Raw genomic sequence first — 17,787 nt, 5'->3', positions numbered from 1 at the left:
CCGCGCCGGGCACGTCATGGCCCCCACCGCCGATGTCCTCTACGACTTCTACGGCAAAGCGATCACCGGGCAGGAGTTGTTCTGATGTTGACTATGGGAGCGGTGGCCTACACCGCCAACGTCGTGCCCATCTGGGAGGGCATCCGCGGCTATTTCGAGGGCAGCGACGCCGAGATGGACTTCGTGCTGTTCTCCAACTATGCCCGCCAGGTCGACTCCCTGCTCGCCGGCACGATCGACATCGCCTGGAACACGAATCTGGCCTGGGTCCGCACCGTCCTGCGAACCGGAAACCAGTGCCGCGCGCTGGCCATGCGCGACACCGACCTGACCTTCGCCACCGTCCTGGTCGCCCGCGCGGGCAGCGGCATGCGCGGCCTGGACGCCCTGCACCAGCGCCGGATCGCGCTGGGCTCGTGCGACTCCGCCCATGCCGCCATCCTGCCCGTGCACTTCCTCACCCTGGCGGGTGTCACCGACGTGGAGTTCCTGCGGATCGACAGCGACCTGGGCAAGCACGGCGACACCGGGCGCAGCGAGCTGGACGCCATCCGGGCGGTGCTCGCCGACCAGGCCGACGCCGCCGCGATCGGCATCAACTCCTGGGAGGCGATCGGCAGGGACGAGCTCATGCCGGGTGCGCTGGAGGAGGTGTGGCGCTCCGAGCCGTACTGCCACTGCAACTTCACCACCCTGCTCCCGGCGGAACGCACCGAGCCGTGGGTGGAGCACCTGCTGAAGATGGACTGGAACAATCCCGACCATCGGCGGATCCTGGAGATGGAAGGACTGCGCCGGTGGGTCCGGCCCCAACTGGACGGTTACGCCTCGCTGTTCGAGGCGGTGGACAGACAGCAGATCCCGTCGCGATGGTGATCCTCGACCTGGTCGAACGCGTCGGCGCCCTGCCGATCGGGGCGACCGTCGAGGTTCCCCTCGCGCCCGGCGACGCCGATCTGGTCCGGCGCTGGTGCGAGCGGACCGGCAACGAGCTCGTCGCGATCGGTCCCGACACCGCGGTGGTACGGCGAGGCCGCGCGCGCGACCCCGTCGAGGACCTCCCTCACGATCGGCGTCCGGGCGCGCGTCTGTGGCTCTACACCAACTTCGACTGCAACCTGGCCTGTGACTACTGCTGTGCGCGGTCCTCACCGCGGACCCCGCGCCGCGCGCTCGGCCTGGACCGGGTACGCCGGATCATCGCCGAGGCCGCAGAGCTCACCGAGGTCGGCGAGGTCTTTCTCACCGGCGGGGAGCCGTTCCTGCTGCCCGACCTGGACCAGATCGTGCGAGCCTGCACCGACCGGTTCCCGACCACCCTGCTGACCAACGGCATGCTGTTCCGCGGCCGCCGGCTCGACCTGCTGCGCAGCATGCCACGGGATCGGCTGACGCTGCAGATCAGCCTCGACTCCCCCGCTCCGGACCGGCACGACCGGCATCGCGGCCAAGGGAGCTGGAACCGCGCGATCGCGGGTATCCGCATCGCGCTCGACGAGGGTTTCCGCGTCCGGGTGGCCGCCACGATCGCACCTGGCGAAGACAGCGACGCCGACGCCTTCCACACCTTCCTCGACGCTCTGGGCATCCCCCTGCAGGACCGGGTCGTACGGCCCGTGGCGCAACGCGGGTCCGCCGTCGAAGGAGTCGCGCTCACCGTCGACAGCCTCATCCCCGAAGTGACCGTGACCGACGACGGCGTCTATTGGCATCCCGTCGGCGCCGACCATCTCGACCAGCTCGTCACCCGCGACATCTTCCCTCTGTCGGCGGCCGTCGAGGAGATACGCCGCCGCTTCGTCGAATATCGCAGCAGCGCCAACGCCGCGGCGGAGAGCTTCCCCTGCGCGTAGGCGCCGCGAGCCGGCCGGCATCCACCGGGCCTCGTCACCCGCGGCCGGCTGGAGGCTGCGAGCGGCGTCGAAGGGCGGCCGGCGTGCTCGATCCCCGTTGAGCCTTGCTATCCATGCGGCGTCCTCGTCCTGACGAGCGTGGCGGCGAAGGACGACCATGGAGCGAGAGCCGCCACGGCGAACACGTCCGCCGCGGTGTCCACATCGATCAGGCATGGCATCGAGGCGACGCTCAACCCGGCCTCTCTGAGCCTCCGCAACTGGACTTCACCGGTGGTCGGCTCCGACATCGGGACGCCGAGCAGCAACGCCGGGTCGGGGACGCGCAGGCCGAGCAGCCAGAACCCGCCGTCCGCCGCCGGGCCGAACACCGCGTCGTGGGGGCCCAGCAGGGAGCGGGCGGTGGCCAGCAGGTCCGGCGTGACCTGCGGTGTGTCCATGCCGATGAGCACGATCGGTACGGGCAGGAGCCGGTGGGCGTCGTCGAAGGCCGCCGCGAGCCGCTGATCCAGCCCGAGGCCGCGCTGCGGCAGCACCGTGAAGCCCTCGGGGAGCCAGGCGCCAGGGGCGCCGTCGAGTACGAGCACATGGCGCGTGGCCGGTACGCGGGCCACGGTTCGCAGCGTGTCCTCCAGCGCGGCGGCTGCCAGTGCCGCGGCCTCGCGCGGGGTGAATGGCGGGGTCAGCCGGGTCTTGACCATCCCGGGTACCGGCTCCTTCGCCATCACGACGATCTGGGCCTCGGGTGGCCCTCCCCGCACGCGAGGGGACAGGTGGTCCGCGGGCTCGCTCATACCCTGTTCTCGCGGCCGGCCATGACCCGGCGCATGTCGCCGATGGACCGCAGCGTGCCGGTCACCTTCGGCCGGCCCATCCTGGGCAGATAGTCCACCTCGACCTCGCCTATCCTCCAGCCTGCGGAAGCCGCGCGCAGGACCATCTCCAAGGGGTACCCATAGCGCCGGTCGACCAGCCTCAACGCCAGCAGGTCGGCGCGCCGGCACGCCCGCATCGGCCCGAGATCGTGCAGGGCGGCGCCGGTCCGGCGGCGCAGCCTCCTGGCCAGCAGAGCGTTGCCGAGCCGGGCGTGCAACGGCCACGACGCCCCTGGGCGGAGAACGCGCCGGCCGAGGACCAGCTCCGCCTCGCCGTCCAGGACCGGCCCGGCCACCAGCGGCAGCTGCTCGGGGTCCAGCGACGCGTCGGCGTCCATGAAGCAGACCACGTCCGTGGTCGCGGCCATCAGCCCGGCATGGCAGGCGGCGCCGAACCCGAGCCGAGGTTCGGTCACCACCGTCGCACCGAGCCGGGCGGCGATCCGGGCGGAATCGTCGGTCGAGCCGTTGTCGACCACGACCGGGTGGAAGGCGTCCGGCATCCGCCCGAGCACCCACGGCAGGGCCGCAGCCTCATCCAGGCAGGGCAGCACCACATCGATCGTCATAGTTCGACGCTAGAGCCGCGGGACGGCCCGATTCTCATGGGAAGGTCATCTGCTTTCCGAGAAATGGCCAGTTCAAGCCTGCGGTCATACGGTGACCGAGGGTTGAGGGGGAAGGCGCGAGGCCATCGCGCGCAAACCGCGGCCCTTGACCGTGCCGAGACCGCGTCATGCAGCGGCGTCGGCCCTGCCGCTGGGACTTCGCCGCTAACGTGACCGGTGTGGCCGAGGACACCTCTCCCAGCGAAGCCAGAAGCTGGCCATGAGTAGTCGCGCGCTTCCGTGCGGTGGTCGTGGACAACGGCTCGGCCCGGCAGGCGTGGCACGGATTCCGGTCTTGCTCGCCGCAGCCGCCGGGCTCACCGCGATCGCGGTGTTCGCCGCCACCGCCGTGAGCCGGATGGGCTACCCGTACGCCCTGGAATGGTTGGAGGCCAACTCCCTGGTCGAAGTAGAACGATTGCTCACCGGCCAGTCGCTGTACTCCGCCCCCACGGTTGACTACGTGCCCGACCCCTATCCCCCGCTGTACTTCGCCGCCTCGGCGGCCCTGGCCGGCATGCTGGGAGTCTCCTATCTCCCACTGCGGCTGGTCTCGCTGATCGCCTCCCTCGGCTGTTTCTTCCTCCTCGCCCGGCTGGTCCAGCGCGAGACCGGCGACCTGGCCGCAGGAGTGGCCACGGCGGGCCTGTACGCCGCGACCTACTTCGCCGCCGCCTCCTGGTTCGACATCGCCCGAGTGGACTCGCTGTTCCTTCTCCTCAGCCTCGCCGGGCTGTACGTGGCTCGGTGGATGCGCCGACCGGGCGGTGCGGTGGCCGCCGGACTGCTGCTCGCGGCCGCCTTCCTCACCAAACAGAGCGCACTCGCCGAGGCGGGGGCGATCACCGCGGCGCTGCTGTTCGACACCCGGCGCCGTCTGGGAGCGGTGCTGGCGGCGACGTTCACGGGGGTGGTGGGACTGACCACGCTCCTCTGGGGACTGACCAGCCACGGCTGGTACGTGTTCTACGTCTTCGAACTCCTCACCCAGCACCCCGTCGAGCACGCCGCGTACACGGGATTCTGGACCCGGCACCTGCTGCCCACCCTCGGCATCTCGCTGGGTGCCGTCCTGCTCGCGGTACGGCGGACGCCGCCGCTCATCGCCCTGAGCTGCCTCGCGCTGACCGTGGAAGGTTATGCCGGCCTCCTGCATACGGGCGGCACGGTCAACAACATGCTCCCGGCCTATGCGGCGGTGGCCTTGCTCGCCGGCATCGGGATGGGCGGCTCGACGCCGAGCGCACGCGGGGCGCTGGCCGGCATGCTGGTCCTGGCGCAGATCGCCGTCCTGGCCGTGAACACCTTCACCGTCGACCGCGTGGTCCCGGGCGTCGCCGACCACCGCGCAGGTGACCGGCTCCGCGCGTGGCTGGGTGGTTTCGACGGGCCGGTGGCGGTCTTCTCCGACCCGGGCCTGGGCGTGCTGGCCGGACTCCCGCCCGTGGCCCACCGCGCCGCCGCCGCCGACGTCCTGCGCGGCACGAACCGCGCCGCCCGGGCACAACTCGAACGCAGCATCGCCCGCGCGGTGACCGAACGGCGATTCGCCGCGATCGTGGTCGCCCAGCCCGCCGATCTCCGAGGATTTCCCCCCGATCTGACCAGGCACTACCGCCGCTGCCCGCGGAGGCTGTTGGAGAACGTGCCGGGCGAGGTGTCCCGGCTGATCGGCGGGAGGCCTCCGCGGCCTTTGACATTGTGGCTGCCCGTAGGGCGAGGTTCCTGCACGGACATCACACGCCGGCTGGAGTGACCACCGGGGGCCACGGGTGAAAGCCGCGCTCCAGACATGCAGCCGGCTCTGCGCCAAGCGACTGGCGTGGCTTGGGCTTCGGTGCCCGCAGGGCCAGCTGGGTCGGTGGTCGACCAACGGGGCTGGGCGATCGGGGTGCTCACCACGGGCGGCACGTCATTCCTTGCGCTCGGACCGCTGCTTGCGGGCGTTCTGGTCGCTGTTGACCGCCGCTGGATCTTCCTGGTCACGCTGCCATCGTGGTGCTGGCGCTGATGCTTGGCTATCGCAACATCACCCCGTCCCGGGAACCGGTTCCGCGGCCGATCGCGTGGCAGTCGGTCGCCCTCCTGCTGGCCGGACTGGGCACGCTCGTGTCCGGAGTGGTCGGCGGTGACCAGCTCGGGGCTCTCGCGCTGGTCCTCACGGTCGGCGGGCTGCTCCTGCTGGCCCTGTTCGTGCGCCACGAGATGCGCACGCCACACCCCCTCGTCGAGATCGGCCTGCTCCGTCACCCGATGCTCGCGACCTCGCTCGCCGCCCTGTTCGCGATCCAGTTCGCGGTCCTCGGCGTCACCGTCTCGCTCGCGCTGTATCTGCAGCACGGGCTCGGCCTCACTAGCCTCGCCGCCGGTGCCGTGCTCGCCGGGCAGGCCTTGGCACCCCGCTACTCTCACCGGCCGCCGGGCGGGTGGCCGATCGGCGCGGGCCGCGCCGCCTGGTCCTGCCCGGTCTTGTGCTGGCGACCGCCGCCCTGCTGGCCCTCGGCCTCCTGGCCCCGGTGGGCGGGGTGCTCGTCCTCCTGCCGGGCCTGCTGGTGTTCACGGTGGCCCGCCCGGCGGTGTTCACGCCGGCCGGCACCGGGCCGTTCCTCGCCCTCGCCGGTGAGCGGCGGGCCTTCGCGGCGAGCCTGGCCACCGAATCCCGGCAGCTCGGAGCCGTGCTCGGGGTTGCCCTCACGACCACGGCCGGGATCGCGGCGTACGGGCCCGTCATCGTGGAGGACGATCGGTCCCTCGTCACGGGCTTCCAGGCCGCGGTGCTGGTGGCGGCGGCGGTCTGCGCGCTCGCCGCCGCCGCCACCTGGCGATGGATGCCCATGAGGAAGCCCGGGACCTGAGCCGCGGCTATGTCGTCAGACGGACTCGCACCCGATCAGCATGTGGACCTCGGAACCCGGGATGGGTAGCGGCTGGTCGCCTGGAGCGAGCCAAAGAGAAGCCCCGCCTCCAAGCCGAGGGGTGGGCAGGCGTGGCGCGAAAGCTCAGGCTGACCTGCGGCGGCCTCATGGCGGATCAAATTGGCGATCACGTGTCGTGTGCGATAGTGGTCGGGTGGGGGCAGTCCGCGCTCTGTATGAGCTTCGGGGGGTCGGATGACGAAGTACATGGTGCAGGCCAGGTACACCGCGGAGGGCGCGAAGGGGCTGATCGCTGAGGGGGGCAGTGGGCGCAAGGCCGCTGTGGAGCAGGTTGTCAGGTCGTGTGGCGGCACAGTCGAGTCGATGTACTTCGCATACGGTGAAGACGACCTGTACTGCATCGTTGACCTGCCCGACAGCATGTCGATGGCCGCCATCGCGATGACCGTCCGGGCCAGCGGAGCCCTGGTATCCAAGACGAGCGTTCTGGTGACCGTCGAGGAGGTCGACCAGGCCGCCAAGAAGTCGGTCGACTTCCGCCCGCCGGGTACCTGACCACGGCCGCACACCGCAACTCCAGTACCGACTGGGCGGAGGCCAACCCGACAAGTTGTGCATGACCCGCCCAGTCAGGAATGCGCCAGCGAAGAGGTGTGCAGCATTCTCGCCAGCCCGGCGACCAGCGCACTAACGCCCTCCAGCCGCCATCAGACCGCGGGCGCCGACCACTCCACCAGCGGTGGGCGGACCGCCGCGCACACCGGTTGACCGCCAGAATCCGTCAGCCCCAGCTACAAGACCAGGTCGCAGCCTCTGCGTCAGTTTCGGCACCGAACAGGGCTTCACCGTCGCCGGCAGGCTCACCCAGACCCATCCGGCCTCATACGCGGTTCCTGTCCCTCAGTGCAGGGTCTCACGACGACGTTCTTGCCTCCGGCTCGGTGTCAGCACCACTTCTTCCTCCAGGGGACTTCCACCCCCAAGCGATCGCCCATGCTGGGCGCACCAGCACAGGTCCCCGTTCGCCAGAGCGGACGGGGACCGCCGGGATCAGGGATTGAGCTGCTCCAGAGTGCGCCCACGGGTCTCGACCGCGAAGAGGGCGACCACCGCGCCGGTGAGGGCCATCACGCCGAGCACCGTGAAGATCGTCGAAGGGCTGCCGCCCGAGCCGACGATGGCGCCGACCACGATGGGGCCGACGATGACGCCCACCCGGTTCCAGGCACCGCCGGCCGCGCAGCCGAGGGCCCGGCTCCGGGTCGGGTACAGCTCCGGCGTGTACAGATACAGGGTGACGTTGGTGGCGAAGACGAACATCGCCGTCAAGGAGGCGAACACCGCGACCTGGGTGCCAGAGGTGGCGCCCAGCACGGCCACCGTGAACAGCGCCACCGCCGCGCCACCGAGGCCCATTGCCAGGCAGAGCCTGCGGCCCACGCGGTCGATGACCAGGGCCACGACGAGGCAGCCGATCAGCCCGGCCAGGCTGGTGAACAGGTTGTAGTTGAGCGCGGTCTGCAGGTCGAGCTTGAAGACCTTGGTGTACAAGGTCGGCAGCCAGGCGGTGATGCCGTAGTTCACGAAGTAGCCGAAGAACCAGAGCAGCGAGACCACGATGGTGCGCCGCAGGTAGATCCCGGCGAACAGGTCTCGGAGGCCCGCCTTGCGCTCGGCGGCCGACGTCTGGGTGACGGGCTCGGGCTCGGGCAGCGGCTTGGAGCGCGCCACCTCGGCCTCGATGCCGGACAGCACCCGGTCGGCCTCCTCCAGCCGCCCCTTGGTGGCGAGCCAACGCGGCGACTCGGGGATGCGGCGCTGGAGGTAGACCGCCAGGAGCGCGGGGATCGCGCCGAGCAGGAACATGGCACGCCAGCCCCAGTTGGGGACCACCCAGGCGGCCACGACGGTGGCGGCGGTGAGGCCGGCGGGGAAGACCAGCTCGTACAGGAGCACGAACCTGCCGCGGTTCTTGGCCTTGGCGATCTCGTTGACATAGGTGGCCGCGACCGGCACCTCGGCGCCGATGCCGAAGCCCTGGACGAAGCGCAGCAGTGCGAAGACCGCGAAGCCGGGCGCGAAGGCGATCGCCAGGCTGGACACCGCGGTGAGCGCGACTGCCAGGATGACCACGCGGACGCGGCCGATCCGGTCGGCCGCCCAGCCCGCGGCCAGCGCCCCGAGCAGCATGCCGACCGAGCCGCTCGTGATGGCCAGGGTGATCTGGCCGGTGGTGAGCTGCCATTCCTTGATCAGCAACGGGAGGGCGGAGGCCACGAGCAGCTGGTCGAAGGCCTCGAAGAAGGTGACGACTCCGATCAGCGTGCGCACCTTCAGGTGCCACAGGGAGTTGGGCAACCGCTCGAGCCGCGCCGCGATCGACGCGACCGAAGAGTCGGGGGACACGGTCGTCATGGGGGGTTCCTTCCGTGGACGAGCGTTGCCGAGACAATAGGCCGCGATACCTTAGGGGTCAATAGTTTAGGGCAAAGTGTTTTTCTGCAGGAAGCGGCAGATTCGACGCCATGATTCCTCTTCCGCTTCGGCGTCATACCTCGGGCGTCCCGCGCGGTAGAAACCGTGCCCGGCACCGGAGATCCTTTCCAGCGCCGCGGGCGGCCCGGGAGTTGACGTGGCCATCCCGAGCAGATCGGCGTCGACCAACAGGTCGGACTCGCCGACCACCCCGAGCCACGGCGATCTGCGGTCCGCGACCAGGACCTCGGGCGGGGGCATGCCCGCCCAGGGGCCGGACGGGCTGACCGCGATCGCGGCTTGCACGGCGTGGTGGGCCGCCGTCCAGGTGGCCAGGTAGCCGCCCATGCTGAATCCGATGACGAGCACCGGCCCCACGGTTCGCCCGGCCAGGTAGTTCAGTGCCGCCGATACGTCCGCGGCGACATCCTGCGCCGTCAGGGAGTCCATGTGTGCCCGGGCGACGGTCAGTTCGTCAGCCTCGAAGGCCGGGCCGCCGCTCTCGTAGTACAGGTACGGCGATACCGCGAGCCTGCCCTGGCGGGCCAGCAGGCGGCACACCGCCTCAGCGTAGCCCGTCACACCGAACACGTCGTGCAGCACGATCGCGCCGCCCGCGGGTGGGCCGTACGGCTCCCGTACGAACAGCGGAGCCGCGGTGCGCAGCACTCTTCTGCCCCGGTTCGCCGGGCCGTGGTGGACGCTCATCTGACCTCCACGGGAGGGACGAAGGGCACGGGGGTGGGTCCGACGGCGGTGACGTCCACCTCGATCAGGTACGGCTCGCGCGCGGCCACCGCCTTCGCGAACACCTCCTGGAACTCCTCGGCGGCGGTTACGAAGCCATATGGCAGCGCCATCGCCGCGGCGAGCGCCCGGAAGTCCGGGGTATACAGGTCGACGCCCGAGCGGGCCACGCCCCTGGCCTCCTGCATGTTGCGCAGCACGCCGTAGCCGCCGTCGTTGAACACGACCAGGACCAGCCAGGGGCGCTCCTGGGCCAGCGTGGCGAGCTCCCCGAGGTGGACGGCGAGGCCCCCGTCTCCGGCGATCACCGCGGTGGGCACGTCAGGCCGGGCGAGCGCGGCTCCGATGCCGGTGGCCAGGCCCTGACCGATGCCCCCGCCGAGCGGGAAGATGTTGGTGGCCGGGTCGTGGATCGGCAGTAGGCGGTTGCCCCACTGGCTGGAGGGGATCGTCACGTCCCTGGCGATCGGCGAGCGCGGGTCCAGGTGCTCCCGCATCGCGTCGCAGATGAGTGCATATTTCCCGATGTCGGCGCGTAGGCGCTGTCTGACCGCCTGCCGCGTCTGCACCGCGCGGTCGTGCCAGCCCTCCTCGGTCGACACTCCCGATGACAACTCGCCTGCCAGGGCGGCAAGCGCGTCGGCGGCGTCGCCGCAAACCCCCACCGTGGCGGGGTACACCCGCCCCAGGGCAGCCGGGTCGAGGTCGATCTGCACGTGCCGCTCGGGCAGCGCCAGCTTGTAGTGCTTGGTCTCGTTCGACCGGAAATGCGTGCCAATGCTGATCAGTAGATCCGCATCCGCGAGCAAGGACGCCGCGGCGGGGTTCACGGCGAAGTTGCCGACGACCAGCTCGTGGTCCTCGGACACCGCCCCGCGCCCGGCGTTCGAGGTGAAGATCGGCGCGCCGAGCAGCTGTGCGAACTCGCGCAGCTCCGGTCCCGCCTCCTTGGCGCCGCCCCCGGCCCAGATGACCGGACGCCGGGCAGCCCGGATGACCCGCGCGGCTTCCCCGACCCGATCCGGGTCCGCGGCGGGCACGGGCGAGCTCCCCGCTGTCCCGGAGGTCACCTCCTGCGCGGCGTACTGCAGGTCGATCGGCCACTCCACGCTGGCCGGGCCGTACGGCCTGGCCAATGCCCGCCGTACCGCCTCGCGCAGGATGGCGCCGGCCTCTCCGGCGGAGGGCACCGTGACGGCGTGTTTGGAGACCGCGGTCAGCATGCCGAGCTGGTCTTTGGTCTCGTGGATGACGCCGCGGCCCTGGCCGAGGTGGCCGCTGTCGATCTGCCCGGTCACATGGAGCACCCGGCTGCCCGCGCTGAGCGCCTCGATCAGGGATCCGGCGGCGTTGCCGGCGCCGGTGCCTGTGCTGGTCAGCGCGCAGCCGAGGCCGCCGCTCGCCCGGGCGTAGCCGTCGGCGGCGTTGACCGCCGCGGCCTCGTGCCGGACGGCGACGAATCGCAGCTCCCGGTCCACGGCCTCGACCAAGGGCAGGTTGTGCACGCTGATCACGCCGAAGACGGTGTCGACGCCGTTTTCCCGCAGGATCTGGACCAGCAGGTCACCACCGTTAGACATATCTCGCAACTCCTCCGCCGACGTCGATGGACGAACCGGTGATGTAGGACGCGCGCGGCGAGAGCAGCGCGACGATGGGGTAGGCGACCTCCTCGGCTCGACCGAGCCTGCCGAGCGCGACGCCCCGGTCGGCGGCCACCTCGGCCGACCACTCCTCGTAGGACAGTGCGCCGACGGCCTCGAAACGGCGCCGCCACTGGCCGGTGTCGATGAGCCCGAGGCAGACCGAGTTCACCCGGACCGGGGCGAGGTCGGCGGCCAGGGTCCGGGTGAGGTTGAGCAGCGCCGCGCGGGCCGCGGAGGTGGCGGCCAGCCGGGGCTCGGGCTGGCGGGCCAGAATTGCGTTGACGTTGACGACCGCTCCCGCCCGCGACCTGCGCAGGTACGGCTCCGCGGCGCGAACCGTGTTCAGCACCGCGAAGATCTTCAGGTCGAACTCCTCACGCCACTGCTCCGCCGTCGTGTCCGCGACCGATGCCATCAGGGAGCGGCCGGCGTTGTTCACCACGCCGTCCAGGCCGCCCAGGTCCGCCCCCGCGCGGGCGACGAACCCGGCCACGGCCTCGGCGTCCAAGACGTCGCACGATTCGGCGACCACTCTGGCGCCCGTTGCGCGGGGCAGCGGCTCCAGCGCCTGCGCCAGCCGTACGCCGTCCCTGGCGCAGGCGATCACGTTGGCGCCCTCGCCGAGCAACAGCTCGGCGGTCGCGAGACCGACGCCCGAGCTGGCTCCGGTCACCAGGTAGGTGCGTCCGGTCAGGCCGAGATCCATGACAGCCCCTCAGTGGAAGACGAACCCGCCGTCCACCACGAGCGTCTGCCCGGTGATGTACGACGCGGCATCGGACAGGAGGAACACGACGGCCCCGGTGAGGTCGTCGGCCCGTTGCGGGCGGGCGAGCGCGCGGCCCGCGCGATAGAGCTCGTGGCGTTCGGCGGGAATGCGCTCGGCGGCCTCGCCTTCGGTGAGGCCGGGGGCGAGCGCGTTGACGGTGATGTCGTACGGCCCGGCATCCCGGGCGAGCGCCCTGGTCATCGCGATCAGCGCACCCTTGGAGGTGACGTAGTGCGCCAGCCTCGGAGAGCCGTAGAACGCGGCGTCCGAAGCCAGGTTGAGGATGCGGCCGGGCCGGGTCATGCGCGGGAACAGGGCGCGGGCCACCAGCCAGGGGCCGCGGATGTTGACCGTCATCAGCCGGTCCCAGTCCGCGACGTCGATCTCGTGGAACGGCCTGCCGCCGACGCCGTCGGCCAGGGCGGCGTTGTTGACCAGCCCGTAGGCGCCGCCGAGGTCGGCAACCGCGCCCGCCAGCCGAGCCACCGAGACCGGATCGGCCACGTCAGTGTCGACACGATGAACCTCGACACCCTCGCCGACCAGCGTGGCGTGCGCTTTGGCGGCCCGTTCCCCGTCCACTTCCGCCAGAACGACCCTCGCCCCGGCCAGGCCGGCCGCCTTCGCGATCTCAAACCCGAGGCCTCTCCCTGCCCCTGTCACGACGACGAGCCGTCCACCGAGGACGTGTCCCTGAGCCACCAATCCGGGGTGGTTCGCAGCAGGACTCATCGCAGGAACTCCAGGATCAGCCGGTTGAACTCCTCGGGCCGTTCCTGGTTGGCCAGGTGGCCCGCGCCCTCGATGATCGCGAGCCGCGCGCCGGGGACGGCAGCCGCGATGGCCTCGCTCTCCGCCACACCGGTGACGGTGTCCTGGTCGCCGACGACGACCAGGGTGGGAGCGGTGATGGAGCCGAGCACGTCATCGTGGTCGGTCCCGGCCATCGAGGCGGCCGCATGGCGGTAACCGGGCAGGCGGATCGACTGCTCCATCGCGGTCACCACCCGGTCCACCAGCTCGGGCGCCGCCTGCGGGGACACCAGGCGCGGGCCCCGGGCCCTGGCGAACGCCGCCGCCCCGACCTGCTCCAACTCCACTGCGCGGGCGCGCATGGCGGCTGCCTGCTCCGCGGTACGGCCGGAGCCCCGGGTGGAGTCGGCCAGCACGAGCGACCGCACCAATCCGGGGTGCTCCACCGCGAGCCGGGTCGCGATGACCCCGCCCCAGGACACCCCGATCACGTGCGCGGGGACCGGCAGCAGGGCAGCGGCATGGGCCGCGTATACCGACATGTCAGGTTCCACAGCGGCAAGATCGTCGGAGCGGAAATAGCCGGGGGCGTCCCAGGCCAGGACCCGGAAGCACGCCGACAGTGCGGGGATCTGGTCCACGAAGGACTCGGCGCTGCCGCCGATCCCGTGCAACAGCAGGACGGGAACACCGGTCCCCCCGGTATCGATCACATGGATGCCCATCAGGCCGTCTCCTCCCCGCCGATGCGCCGTCCGCTGCCCCGTCCGGGATCGGCCGGCGCGCAGGTGGTGATCAGGGCAGGCATCGGGACAGTTCCTCGATCGCGGACAGGACGGCGTAGGGGACGATCCGGCTACTCGCGGGGTTGTCGGTGGAGGGGTGGTTGCGGATCTCGAAGCGGTAGTCACCGGAGGCGCCGTGCGCCTCGATCACGTGAGAGGTGAGGGTGGCGGCGGGGTCGGCCACGACGACGGCCTCGACCAGGTCGAGGGAGCCGACCGCGAGGGCGACGGCGGCGGCGACGTTGGTGGACTTGGGGAAAGCGGCCGCGATCTCGCGGGCCGGTCCGCGCATGACCTCCACGGGCTGTCCGACGTCGGGGACGCCGAGCGTGGCCGGTTTCTTGGTGGTGATGATGCGGATCCTGTCCAGGGGGGCCATCCGGGAGGCCGCCCGTAGCAGGTCCAGGCCGCCGATGGCGCCGGAGGTCAGGTGGACACGGCCGGGGCCTTCGCGGAGCCCGGCAAGCAGGGCGTCATCGGTGAACGCGCCGATGGAGACCACCAGCAGGTCCTTGCCCGCCGCGACCACCTTCGGGCCGATCTCGGCCAGAGCCCGCTGTCCCGCGCATTCGACCACGAGATCCGCGGCCTCGATGGCGTCTTCGAGGCGGTCGCCGATATCCACGGTCGCGACCAGCCGAGCTCGGGGGATCTCCCCCGCTTCCAGCGCGGAGATCACCACGCTGCCGATGGCGCCCCGGCCGACGATCGCGACGCAGAGCCTGCGCGAAGGGGCCGGACCGGGGAGGTCACCGCTTGGCTCGTTCTCCGGCATCATCTCCCCCACGGGCGTCACTTCTCCCACCAATGGCCGGAGTCGGGGATTCCGGCCATGTGCGAGCGCACGTCCTTGGACGGCGGCCCGGCCGTCCCCCAGAGGTCCGCCAGTTCGGGCACCCGACGCCAGACCCGGCACAACCAGGCGTCCTCCTGGACCTGCTCCACCTCGGAGGTGTACTCGCAGACCAGCCCGGCCGGGTCGGCGAAGTAGGAGAAGGTGTTGTTGCCGGGGCCGTGGCGGCCGGGGCCCCACAGCGGGGTGACACCGTGGTGCCTCAGGCGGCCGATGCCGCGCATGAAGTGGTCGATCGACGGCATCTCGTAGGCCATGTGGTTGACCGACGTCCACGACGCCTGGTTGAAGGCGATCACGTGGTGGTCGGCGTTGCAGCGCAGGAACGCCATCTGGTGCTCGGACCAATCGGAGATCCGCATGCCGAGCACGGTGGTGTAGAACTTGCAGGCCGCGTCGAGGTCGACGGTGTTGAGCACGACATGGGCGAGCTTCCTCGGCACGGCCTCGCGCCCGTCGATGTCTCTGGGCACGACGGCCTCGACCTCGCAGGACAGCTCGATCAGCCGTCCCTCAGGGTCGGGGAATCGCAGGCCGTACCCGCCGCCTGCCTGGTCGAGCGGGCCGGGCTCGGTCACGAGCGGGATGCCGAGCGCGGCGAGCCTGCGCGCGGCCTCGTCGACGTCGCGCGGCGCGCCCACCGCGAACGCGATCTTGCCGAGCGCGTTCTGCTCAGCCTCGCGCAGCTCCAGGATGTGGTGCTCCTGACCGGTGCCGCGTAGCCAGGTGACCCCGCCGTCCTGCTCGACCGGATCCAGGCCCCACACGTGCCGATAGAACTCGGCCGCGTCGGCCGCGTCTGGCGTGCGCAGGGCAACGCTGCGCAGCGTGCGCAGGCGCGCTACGGGCTGGTTCATACCTTGGCCTTCCGTTCCTCGCGGGCGGCGAGCTGGCGCTGGGCCTCACCGCGGATCATGCGGCGCAGCCGTACCAGGGCCAGGTCGTGCTGGTAGAGGTTCTCCCGCGACCAGGCGTCGAGCGGCATGGCCTCCTCCATCACCCGGTCCTGTTCCAGGACCTCCCAGTGCCTGGCCTCCAGCCTGGCCTTGTAGAGGAACCGCCAGGTGTCGCGCTGCCAGCCGCTGACCTTGCGGCAGCGCCAGAAGAACGCGGCCTGCTGCGTCTGGTTGATCGGCGTGACCGTGCACACGATCGTGAAGGGACCGCCGGGCCCGGCCGTCGCCCGGTAGGGGATCTCCAGGCGGACCCACTGGGCGCCCGTGTCGATCCACTCCGACCAGTCGAAGTTGACGCCGACCTGGTCGGTCTTCTCGAAGATGAACCCGGTGTCGGTGTCCCTGATCTGGAACAGCGCCTCCCGCTTGCCCGACGCCATAGTGTGCGACTTGCGGTGCAGGAACGCGCCGTGCATGGGGTCCATGAGGTTGTCGAGCGAGTAAACCCAGGGTGCGTCCCACTCGACGTATGCCAGGAAGTGGTCCCACTCCTCGTCGGCGAGCTGCTCGGGAACGTCGAACGGCACCGGCTCGGCGTCCTCGGCGTCGCCGAACCAGGCGAACACCGCTCCGGCGTGGTCGGTCGCGGGGAACGTGCGCAGCGCGCGCTTGCCCTCCAGCGAGCACCCGGGCACGCCGGGCACTGAGACGACCACGCCCGCCTTGTCGATCTGCACGCCGTGGTAGTTGCAGGCGATCCGGTCGCCCATGTGCACGCCCTGCGACAACCGGGCGCCGCGGTGCGGGCAGCGGTCTTCTTGGACGTGTACGGCTCCCGCGGCGTCCCGCCACAGCAGCAGTTCCTCGCCCGCCCGGTCCAGCCGGACCAGCTCGCCCCGCTTGACCAGCTCCGACGGACACAGGGCGTACCACCTGTCGCGCAGGCCCAGGTGGATCAGGTCCTCGACGGTGTTCATTCGGCAGCTCCCAGCCTCGCCATCTCGGCGGTGTACGACTCCTCGGTCCAGTCGGCGCCGTCGGGTGGACGCACGCCGGTCTCGTTCAGTGCCGCGACCAGTCCGGACAGGTCGTGCACGCCGTGGCCGAAGATGGCTTCCAGCTCGTCGGCAAGCGCGTGCTCGTAGCTGGTGAGCTCGTGTTTACGGGATTGCACCGGCTGCAGCCGCAGGGGCATGGCTTCTCCCTCAGAGGTCGAGGACTAGTTCGGGGGTGCGGGCGCGGGAGACGCAGAGCATCATCGACGTGCCCGCGGCCTTTTCTGCGTCGGTGAGCAGGAAGTCGCGGTGGTCGGGCTCGCCGCCGAGCACCCGGGTCTCGCAGGTGCCGCAGATGCCCTCCTCACAGGAGGAGGGGGCGTCCAGGCCGTTCGCGCGGAGGGTTTCCAGAATCGACTTGCCCGGCTCAACGGTGAACCGCCGGTCGCGGCAGACCACCGTGAACGGCGCCTCGGCCGCGGAGCCCCTGGGCTGCTCGGGAGCGCGGAACCGCTCGACGCGCAGCCGCGCGGGGTCGTCCAGCGCCCGCTCCACGGCCTGGATCAGCGGCTCGGGGCCGCAGCAGTAGACCAGCGCGTCGGCGGGGGCTCGGGCGATCACCGCGGCCAGGTCGGGCGGGGAACCGGCCTCGTCGTCGCAGTGCAGGGTGACGCGGTCGCCGAAGCCGTCGGCGAAGGCCATTCGGTCTCGCGACCTACCGCAGTAGAACAGCCGCCAGTCCTTGCCCGCGGCCTCCAGCGCCTCCGCCATGGTCTTGATCGGCGTGATCCCGATCCCGCCCGCGACAAGCAGGTACGACGGCGCGTCCACCAGCGCGAAGTTGTTCTTCGGCCCGTCGACCTCGATGAGGTCGCCCACCCTCAGCCGCTCGTGCACGTGCGCGCTGCCGCCCCGTGACCGCTCGTCCCGCTGCACGGCGACCGCGTAGGCCCGGCCGTCGGCGGGGTCGCCGCACAGGGAGTACTCCCTGATCTGGCCGTTCGGCAGGTGCAGCGAGAGATGTGCGCCCGGCTCCCAGGAGGGCAGGGCGGCGCCGCCACGGGGATCGGTGAGTTCGAGGCGGACGACCCCCTCGGCGAGCCACGTGATCTGGTGAAGGCGCAGCGCGACCATGTCAGTCCCTGGAGATGCCGTGCACCGCCGAGGTCGGCGGGTAGGTCGGGATCTGCGGCTTGGCGGCGCCGATGACGACGCAGAACAGCGCGTCACCGTCGCCGATGTTGCGCAGGCTGCGTGGCACCCCCGCGGGGACCCGGATCAGGTCGCGGTAGCCGAGGATCCTGGACGCGGTCCTGGTGCCGTCCTCGACGTCGTGGACGGTGACCTCCAGGGTGCCCTCCAGGACGAAGAACACCTCTTCCGCGTCATGGTGGGTGTGCTCGGGGCCGACGGCCCCTGCGGGCAGCCGCATGTTGGAGAAGGTGAAGTGCTCGGCCGGCAGGATGCGGTGGTCGGTCTCGTGATTGCCGGTGGCCCCTGAGCCGATGTAGCGGATCTGGGCACGCCTGAACTCGTCCCCGGCCTTGGCCTGGAAGCCCAGGGTGTCCCAGTCCTCGTGGCGGCTCTCCCGCGTGGCAATAGCCGAGTCGATCAGCTTGTCAAGATCGGTCATTGGCCCCTCCTATCTGGGGAAAT

Annotated in this window: 21 protein-coding genes; 6 read left to right on the top strand and 15 right to left on the bottom strand. The window is 71.0% G+C overall.

Annotation, left to right across the window (positions count from 1 at the left end; genetic code table 11):
- The first annotated feature begins 84 nt into the window (after positions 1-84).
- Together ACFXJ8_RS35485 and ACFXJ8_RS35480 are read left to right on the top strand one after the other, a co-directional pair.
- Positions 85-876 (top strand): phosphate/phosphite/phosphonate ABC transporter substrate-binding protein, encoded by a 792-nt coding sequence (locus tag ACFXJ8_RS35485; RefSeq protein ID WP_379648553.1) that lies wholly within the window; start codon positions 85-87, stop codon positions 874-876.
- A complete protein-coding gene (locus ACFXJ8_RS35480; protein WP_379648551.1) occupies positions 870-1,853 on the top strand; it encodes a radical SAM protein in 984 nt (327 codons plus the stop codon). The genes ACFXJ8_RS35485 and ACFXJ8_RS35480 overlap by 7 nt, the downstream gene beginning before the upstream one ends.
- A 107-nt stretch (positions 1,854-1,960) precedes the next feature.
- Here the strand turns inward: ACFXJ8_RS35480 and ACFXJ8_RS35475 are convergent, their stop codons facing one another.
- On the bottom strand, positions 1,961-2,647 hold the full coding sequence (locus ACFXJ8_RS35475; RefSeq protein WP_379648549.1) for a TIGR04282 family arsenosugar biosynthesis glycosyltransferase: 687 nt from the start codon (positions 2,645-2,647) through the stop codon (positions 1,961-1,963).
- Positions 2,644-3,297, bottom strand: coding sequence for a glycosyltransferase family 2 protein (locus tag ACFXJ8_RS35470; RefSeq protein ID WP_379648547.1), 654 nt, complete (start codon positions 3,295-3,297; stop codon positions 2,644-2,646). The genes ACFXJ8_RS35475 and ACFXJ8_RS35470 overlap by 4 nt, the downstream gene beginning before the upstream one ends.
- A gap of 334 nt (positions 3,298-3,631) precedes the next feature.
- Here ACFXJ8_RS35470 and ACFXJ8_RS35465 point away from each other — a divergent pair, with 334 nt between their 5' ends.
- From ACFXJ8_RS35465 to ACFXJ8_RS35450, 4 genes are all read left to right on the top strand, one after another.
- Positions 3,632-5,092, top strand: coding sequence for a glycosyltransferase family 39 protein (locus ACFXJ8_RS35465; protein ID WP_379648545.1), 1,461 nt, complete (start codon positions 3,632-3,634; stop codon positions 5,090-5,092).
- A gap of 105 nt (positions 5,093-5,197) precedes the next feature.
- The gene (locus ACFXJ8_RS35460; protein ID WP_379648543.1) at positions 5,198-5,347 is read left to right on the top strand and encodes a hypothetical protein; all 150 of its coding nucleotides are present in this window, start codon (positions 5,198-5,200) and stop codon (positions 5,345-5,347) included.
- Positions 5,348-5,762: 415 nt separating this feature from the next.
- The gene (locus ACFXJ8_RS35455; protein ID WP_379648542.1) at positions 5,763-6,191 is read left to right on the top strand and encodes a hypothetical protein; all 429 of its coding nucleotides are present in this window, start codon (positions 5,763-5,765) and stop codon (positions 6,189-6,191) included.
- 255 nt (positions 6,192-6,446) lie between these two features.
- Positions 6,447-6,767, top strand: a complete 321-nt coding sequence (locus ACFXJ8_RS35450) for a GYD domain-containing protein (RefSeq protein ID WP_379648540.1) — start codon at positions 6,447-6,449, stop codon at positions 6,765-6,767.
- 152 nt (positions 6,768-6,919) lie between these two features.
- Here ACFXJ8_RS35450 and ACFXJ8_RS35445 read toward each other — a convergent pair whose 3' ends face one another.
- The 13 genes from ACFXJ8_RS35445 to ACFXJ8_RS35385 all read right to left on the bottom strand — a co-directional run bounded on the left by ACFXJ8_RS35445 (position 6,920) and on the right by ACFXJ8_RS35385 (position 17,764).
- On the bottom strand, positions 6,920-6,997 hold the full coding sequence (locus ACFXJ8_RS35445) for a DUF5990 family protein (RefSeq protein ID WP_379648558.1): 78 nt from the start codon (positions 6,995-6,997) through the stop codon (positions 6,920-6,922).
- Between the two features lie 265 nt (positions 6,998-7,262).
- A complete protein-coding gene (locus tag ACFXJ8_RS35440; protein WP_379648539.1) occupies positions 7,263-8,627 on the bottom strand; it encodes an MFS transporter in 1,365 nt (454 codons plus the stop codon).
- A 66-nt stretch (positions 8,628-8,693) separates the two neighbouring features.
- The gene (locus ACFXJ8_RS35435) at positions 8,694-9,395 is read right to left on the bottom strand and encodes a dienelactone hydrolase family protein (protein WP_379648537.1); all 702 of its coding nucleotides are present in this window, start codon (positions 9,393-9,395) and stop codon (positions 8,694-8,696) included.
- Positions 9,392-11,014, bottom strand: a complete 1,623-nt coding sequence (locus ACFXJ8_RS35430; protein WP_379648535.1) for a thiamine pyrophosphate-binding protein — start codon at positions 11,012-11,014, stop codon at positions 9,392-9,394. Before ACFXJ8_RS35430 ends, ACFXJ8_RS35435 begins: the two co-directional genes overlap by 4 nt.
- Positions 11,007-11,786 (bottom strand): SDR family oxidoreductase, encoded by a 780-nt coding sequence (locus ACFXJ8_RS35425; RefSeq protein ID WP_379648533.1) that lies wholly within the window; start codon positions 11,784-11,786, stop codon positions 11,007-11,009. The genes ACFXJ8_RS35430 and ACFXJ8_RS35425 overlap by 8 nt, the downstream gene beginning before the upstream one ends.
- A gap of 9 nt (positions 11,787-11,795) precedes the next feature.
- Positions 11,796-12,581, bottom strand: coding sequence for an SDR family oxidoreductase (locus ACFXJ8_RS35420; protein WP_379648531.1), 786 nt, complete (start codon positions 12,579-12,581; stop codon positions 11,796-11,798).
- Complete coding sequence (locus tag ACFXJ8_RS35415; protein WP_379648529.1) at positions 12,578-13,327, bottom strand: alpha/beta fold hydrolase; 750 nt, start codon at positions 13,325-13,327, stop codon at positions 12,578-12,580. Before ACFXJ8_RS35415 ends, ACFXJ8_RS35420 begins: the two co-directional genes overlap by 4 nt.
- A 70-nt stretch (positions 13,328-13,397) precedes the next feature.
- The gene (locus ACFXJ8_RS35410) at positions 13,398-14,183 is read right to left on the bottom strand and encodes an aspartate dehydrogenase domain-containing protein (RefSeq protein WP_379648527.1); all 786 of its coding nucleotides are present in this window, start codon (positions 14,181-14,183) and stop codon (positions 13,398-13,400) included.
- On the bottom strand, positions 14,180-15,097 hold the full coding sequence (locus ACFXJ8_RS35405; protein ID WP_379648525.1) for a VOC family protein: 918 nt from the start codon (positions 15,095-15,097) through the stop codon (positions 14,180-14,182). The genes ACFXJ8_RS35410 and ACFXJ8_RS35405 overlap by 4 nt, the downstream gene beginning before the upstream one ends.
- Positions 15,094-16,113, bottom strand: coding sequence for a Rieske 2Fe-2S domain-containing protein (locus ACFXJ8_RS35400; RefSeq protein ID WP_379648523.1), 1,020 nt, complete (start codon positions 16,111-16,113; stop codon positions 15,094-15,096). The genes ACFXJ8_RS35405 and ACFXJ8_RS35400 overlap by 4 nt, the downstream gene beginning before the upstream one ends.
- A complete protein-coding gene (locus ACFXJ8_RS35395) occupies positions 16,110-16,331 on the bottom strand; it encodes a recombinase-like helix-turn-helix domain-containing protein (protein ID WP_379648522.1) in 222 nt (73 codons plus the stop codon). The genes ACFXJ8_RS35400 and ACFXJ8_RS35395 overlap by 4 nt, the downstream gene beginning before the upstream one ends.
- A 10-nt stretch (positions 16,332-16,341) precedes the next feature.
- The gene (locus tag ACFXJ8_RS35390) at positions 16,342-17,265 is read right to left on the bottom strand and encodes a PDR/VanB family oxidoreductase (RefSeq protein WP_379648520.1); all 924 of its coding nucleotides are present in this window, start codon (positions 17,263-17,265) and stop codon (positions 16,342-16,344) included.
- 1 nt (position 17,266) lies between these two features.
- Positions 17,267-17,764, bottom strand: a complete 498-nt coding sequence (locus ACFXJ8_RS35385; protein ID WP_379648518.1) for a cupin domain-containing protein — start codon at positions 17,762-17,764, stop codon at positions 17,267-17,269.
- Positions 17,765-17,787 lie beyond the last annotated feature (23 nt).

The organism is Nonomuraea sp. NPDC059194 (genome assembly GCF_042754765.1).
In the GTDB taxonomy this organism is placed as follows: Bacteria; Actinomycetota; Actinomycetes; order Streptosporangiales; family Streptosporangiaceae; genus Nonomuraea.
Note: the sequence above shows the minus strand (reverse complement) of the source record. Positions and strands in the feature narration are given on the sequence as shown.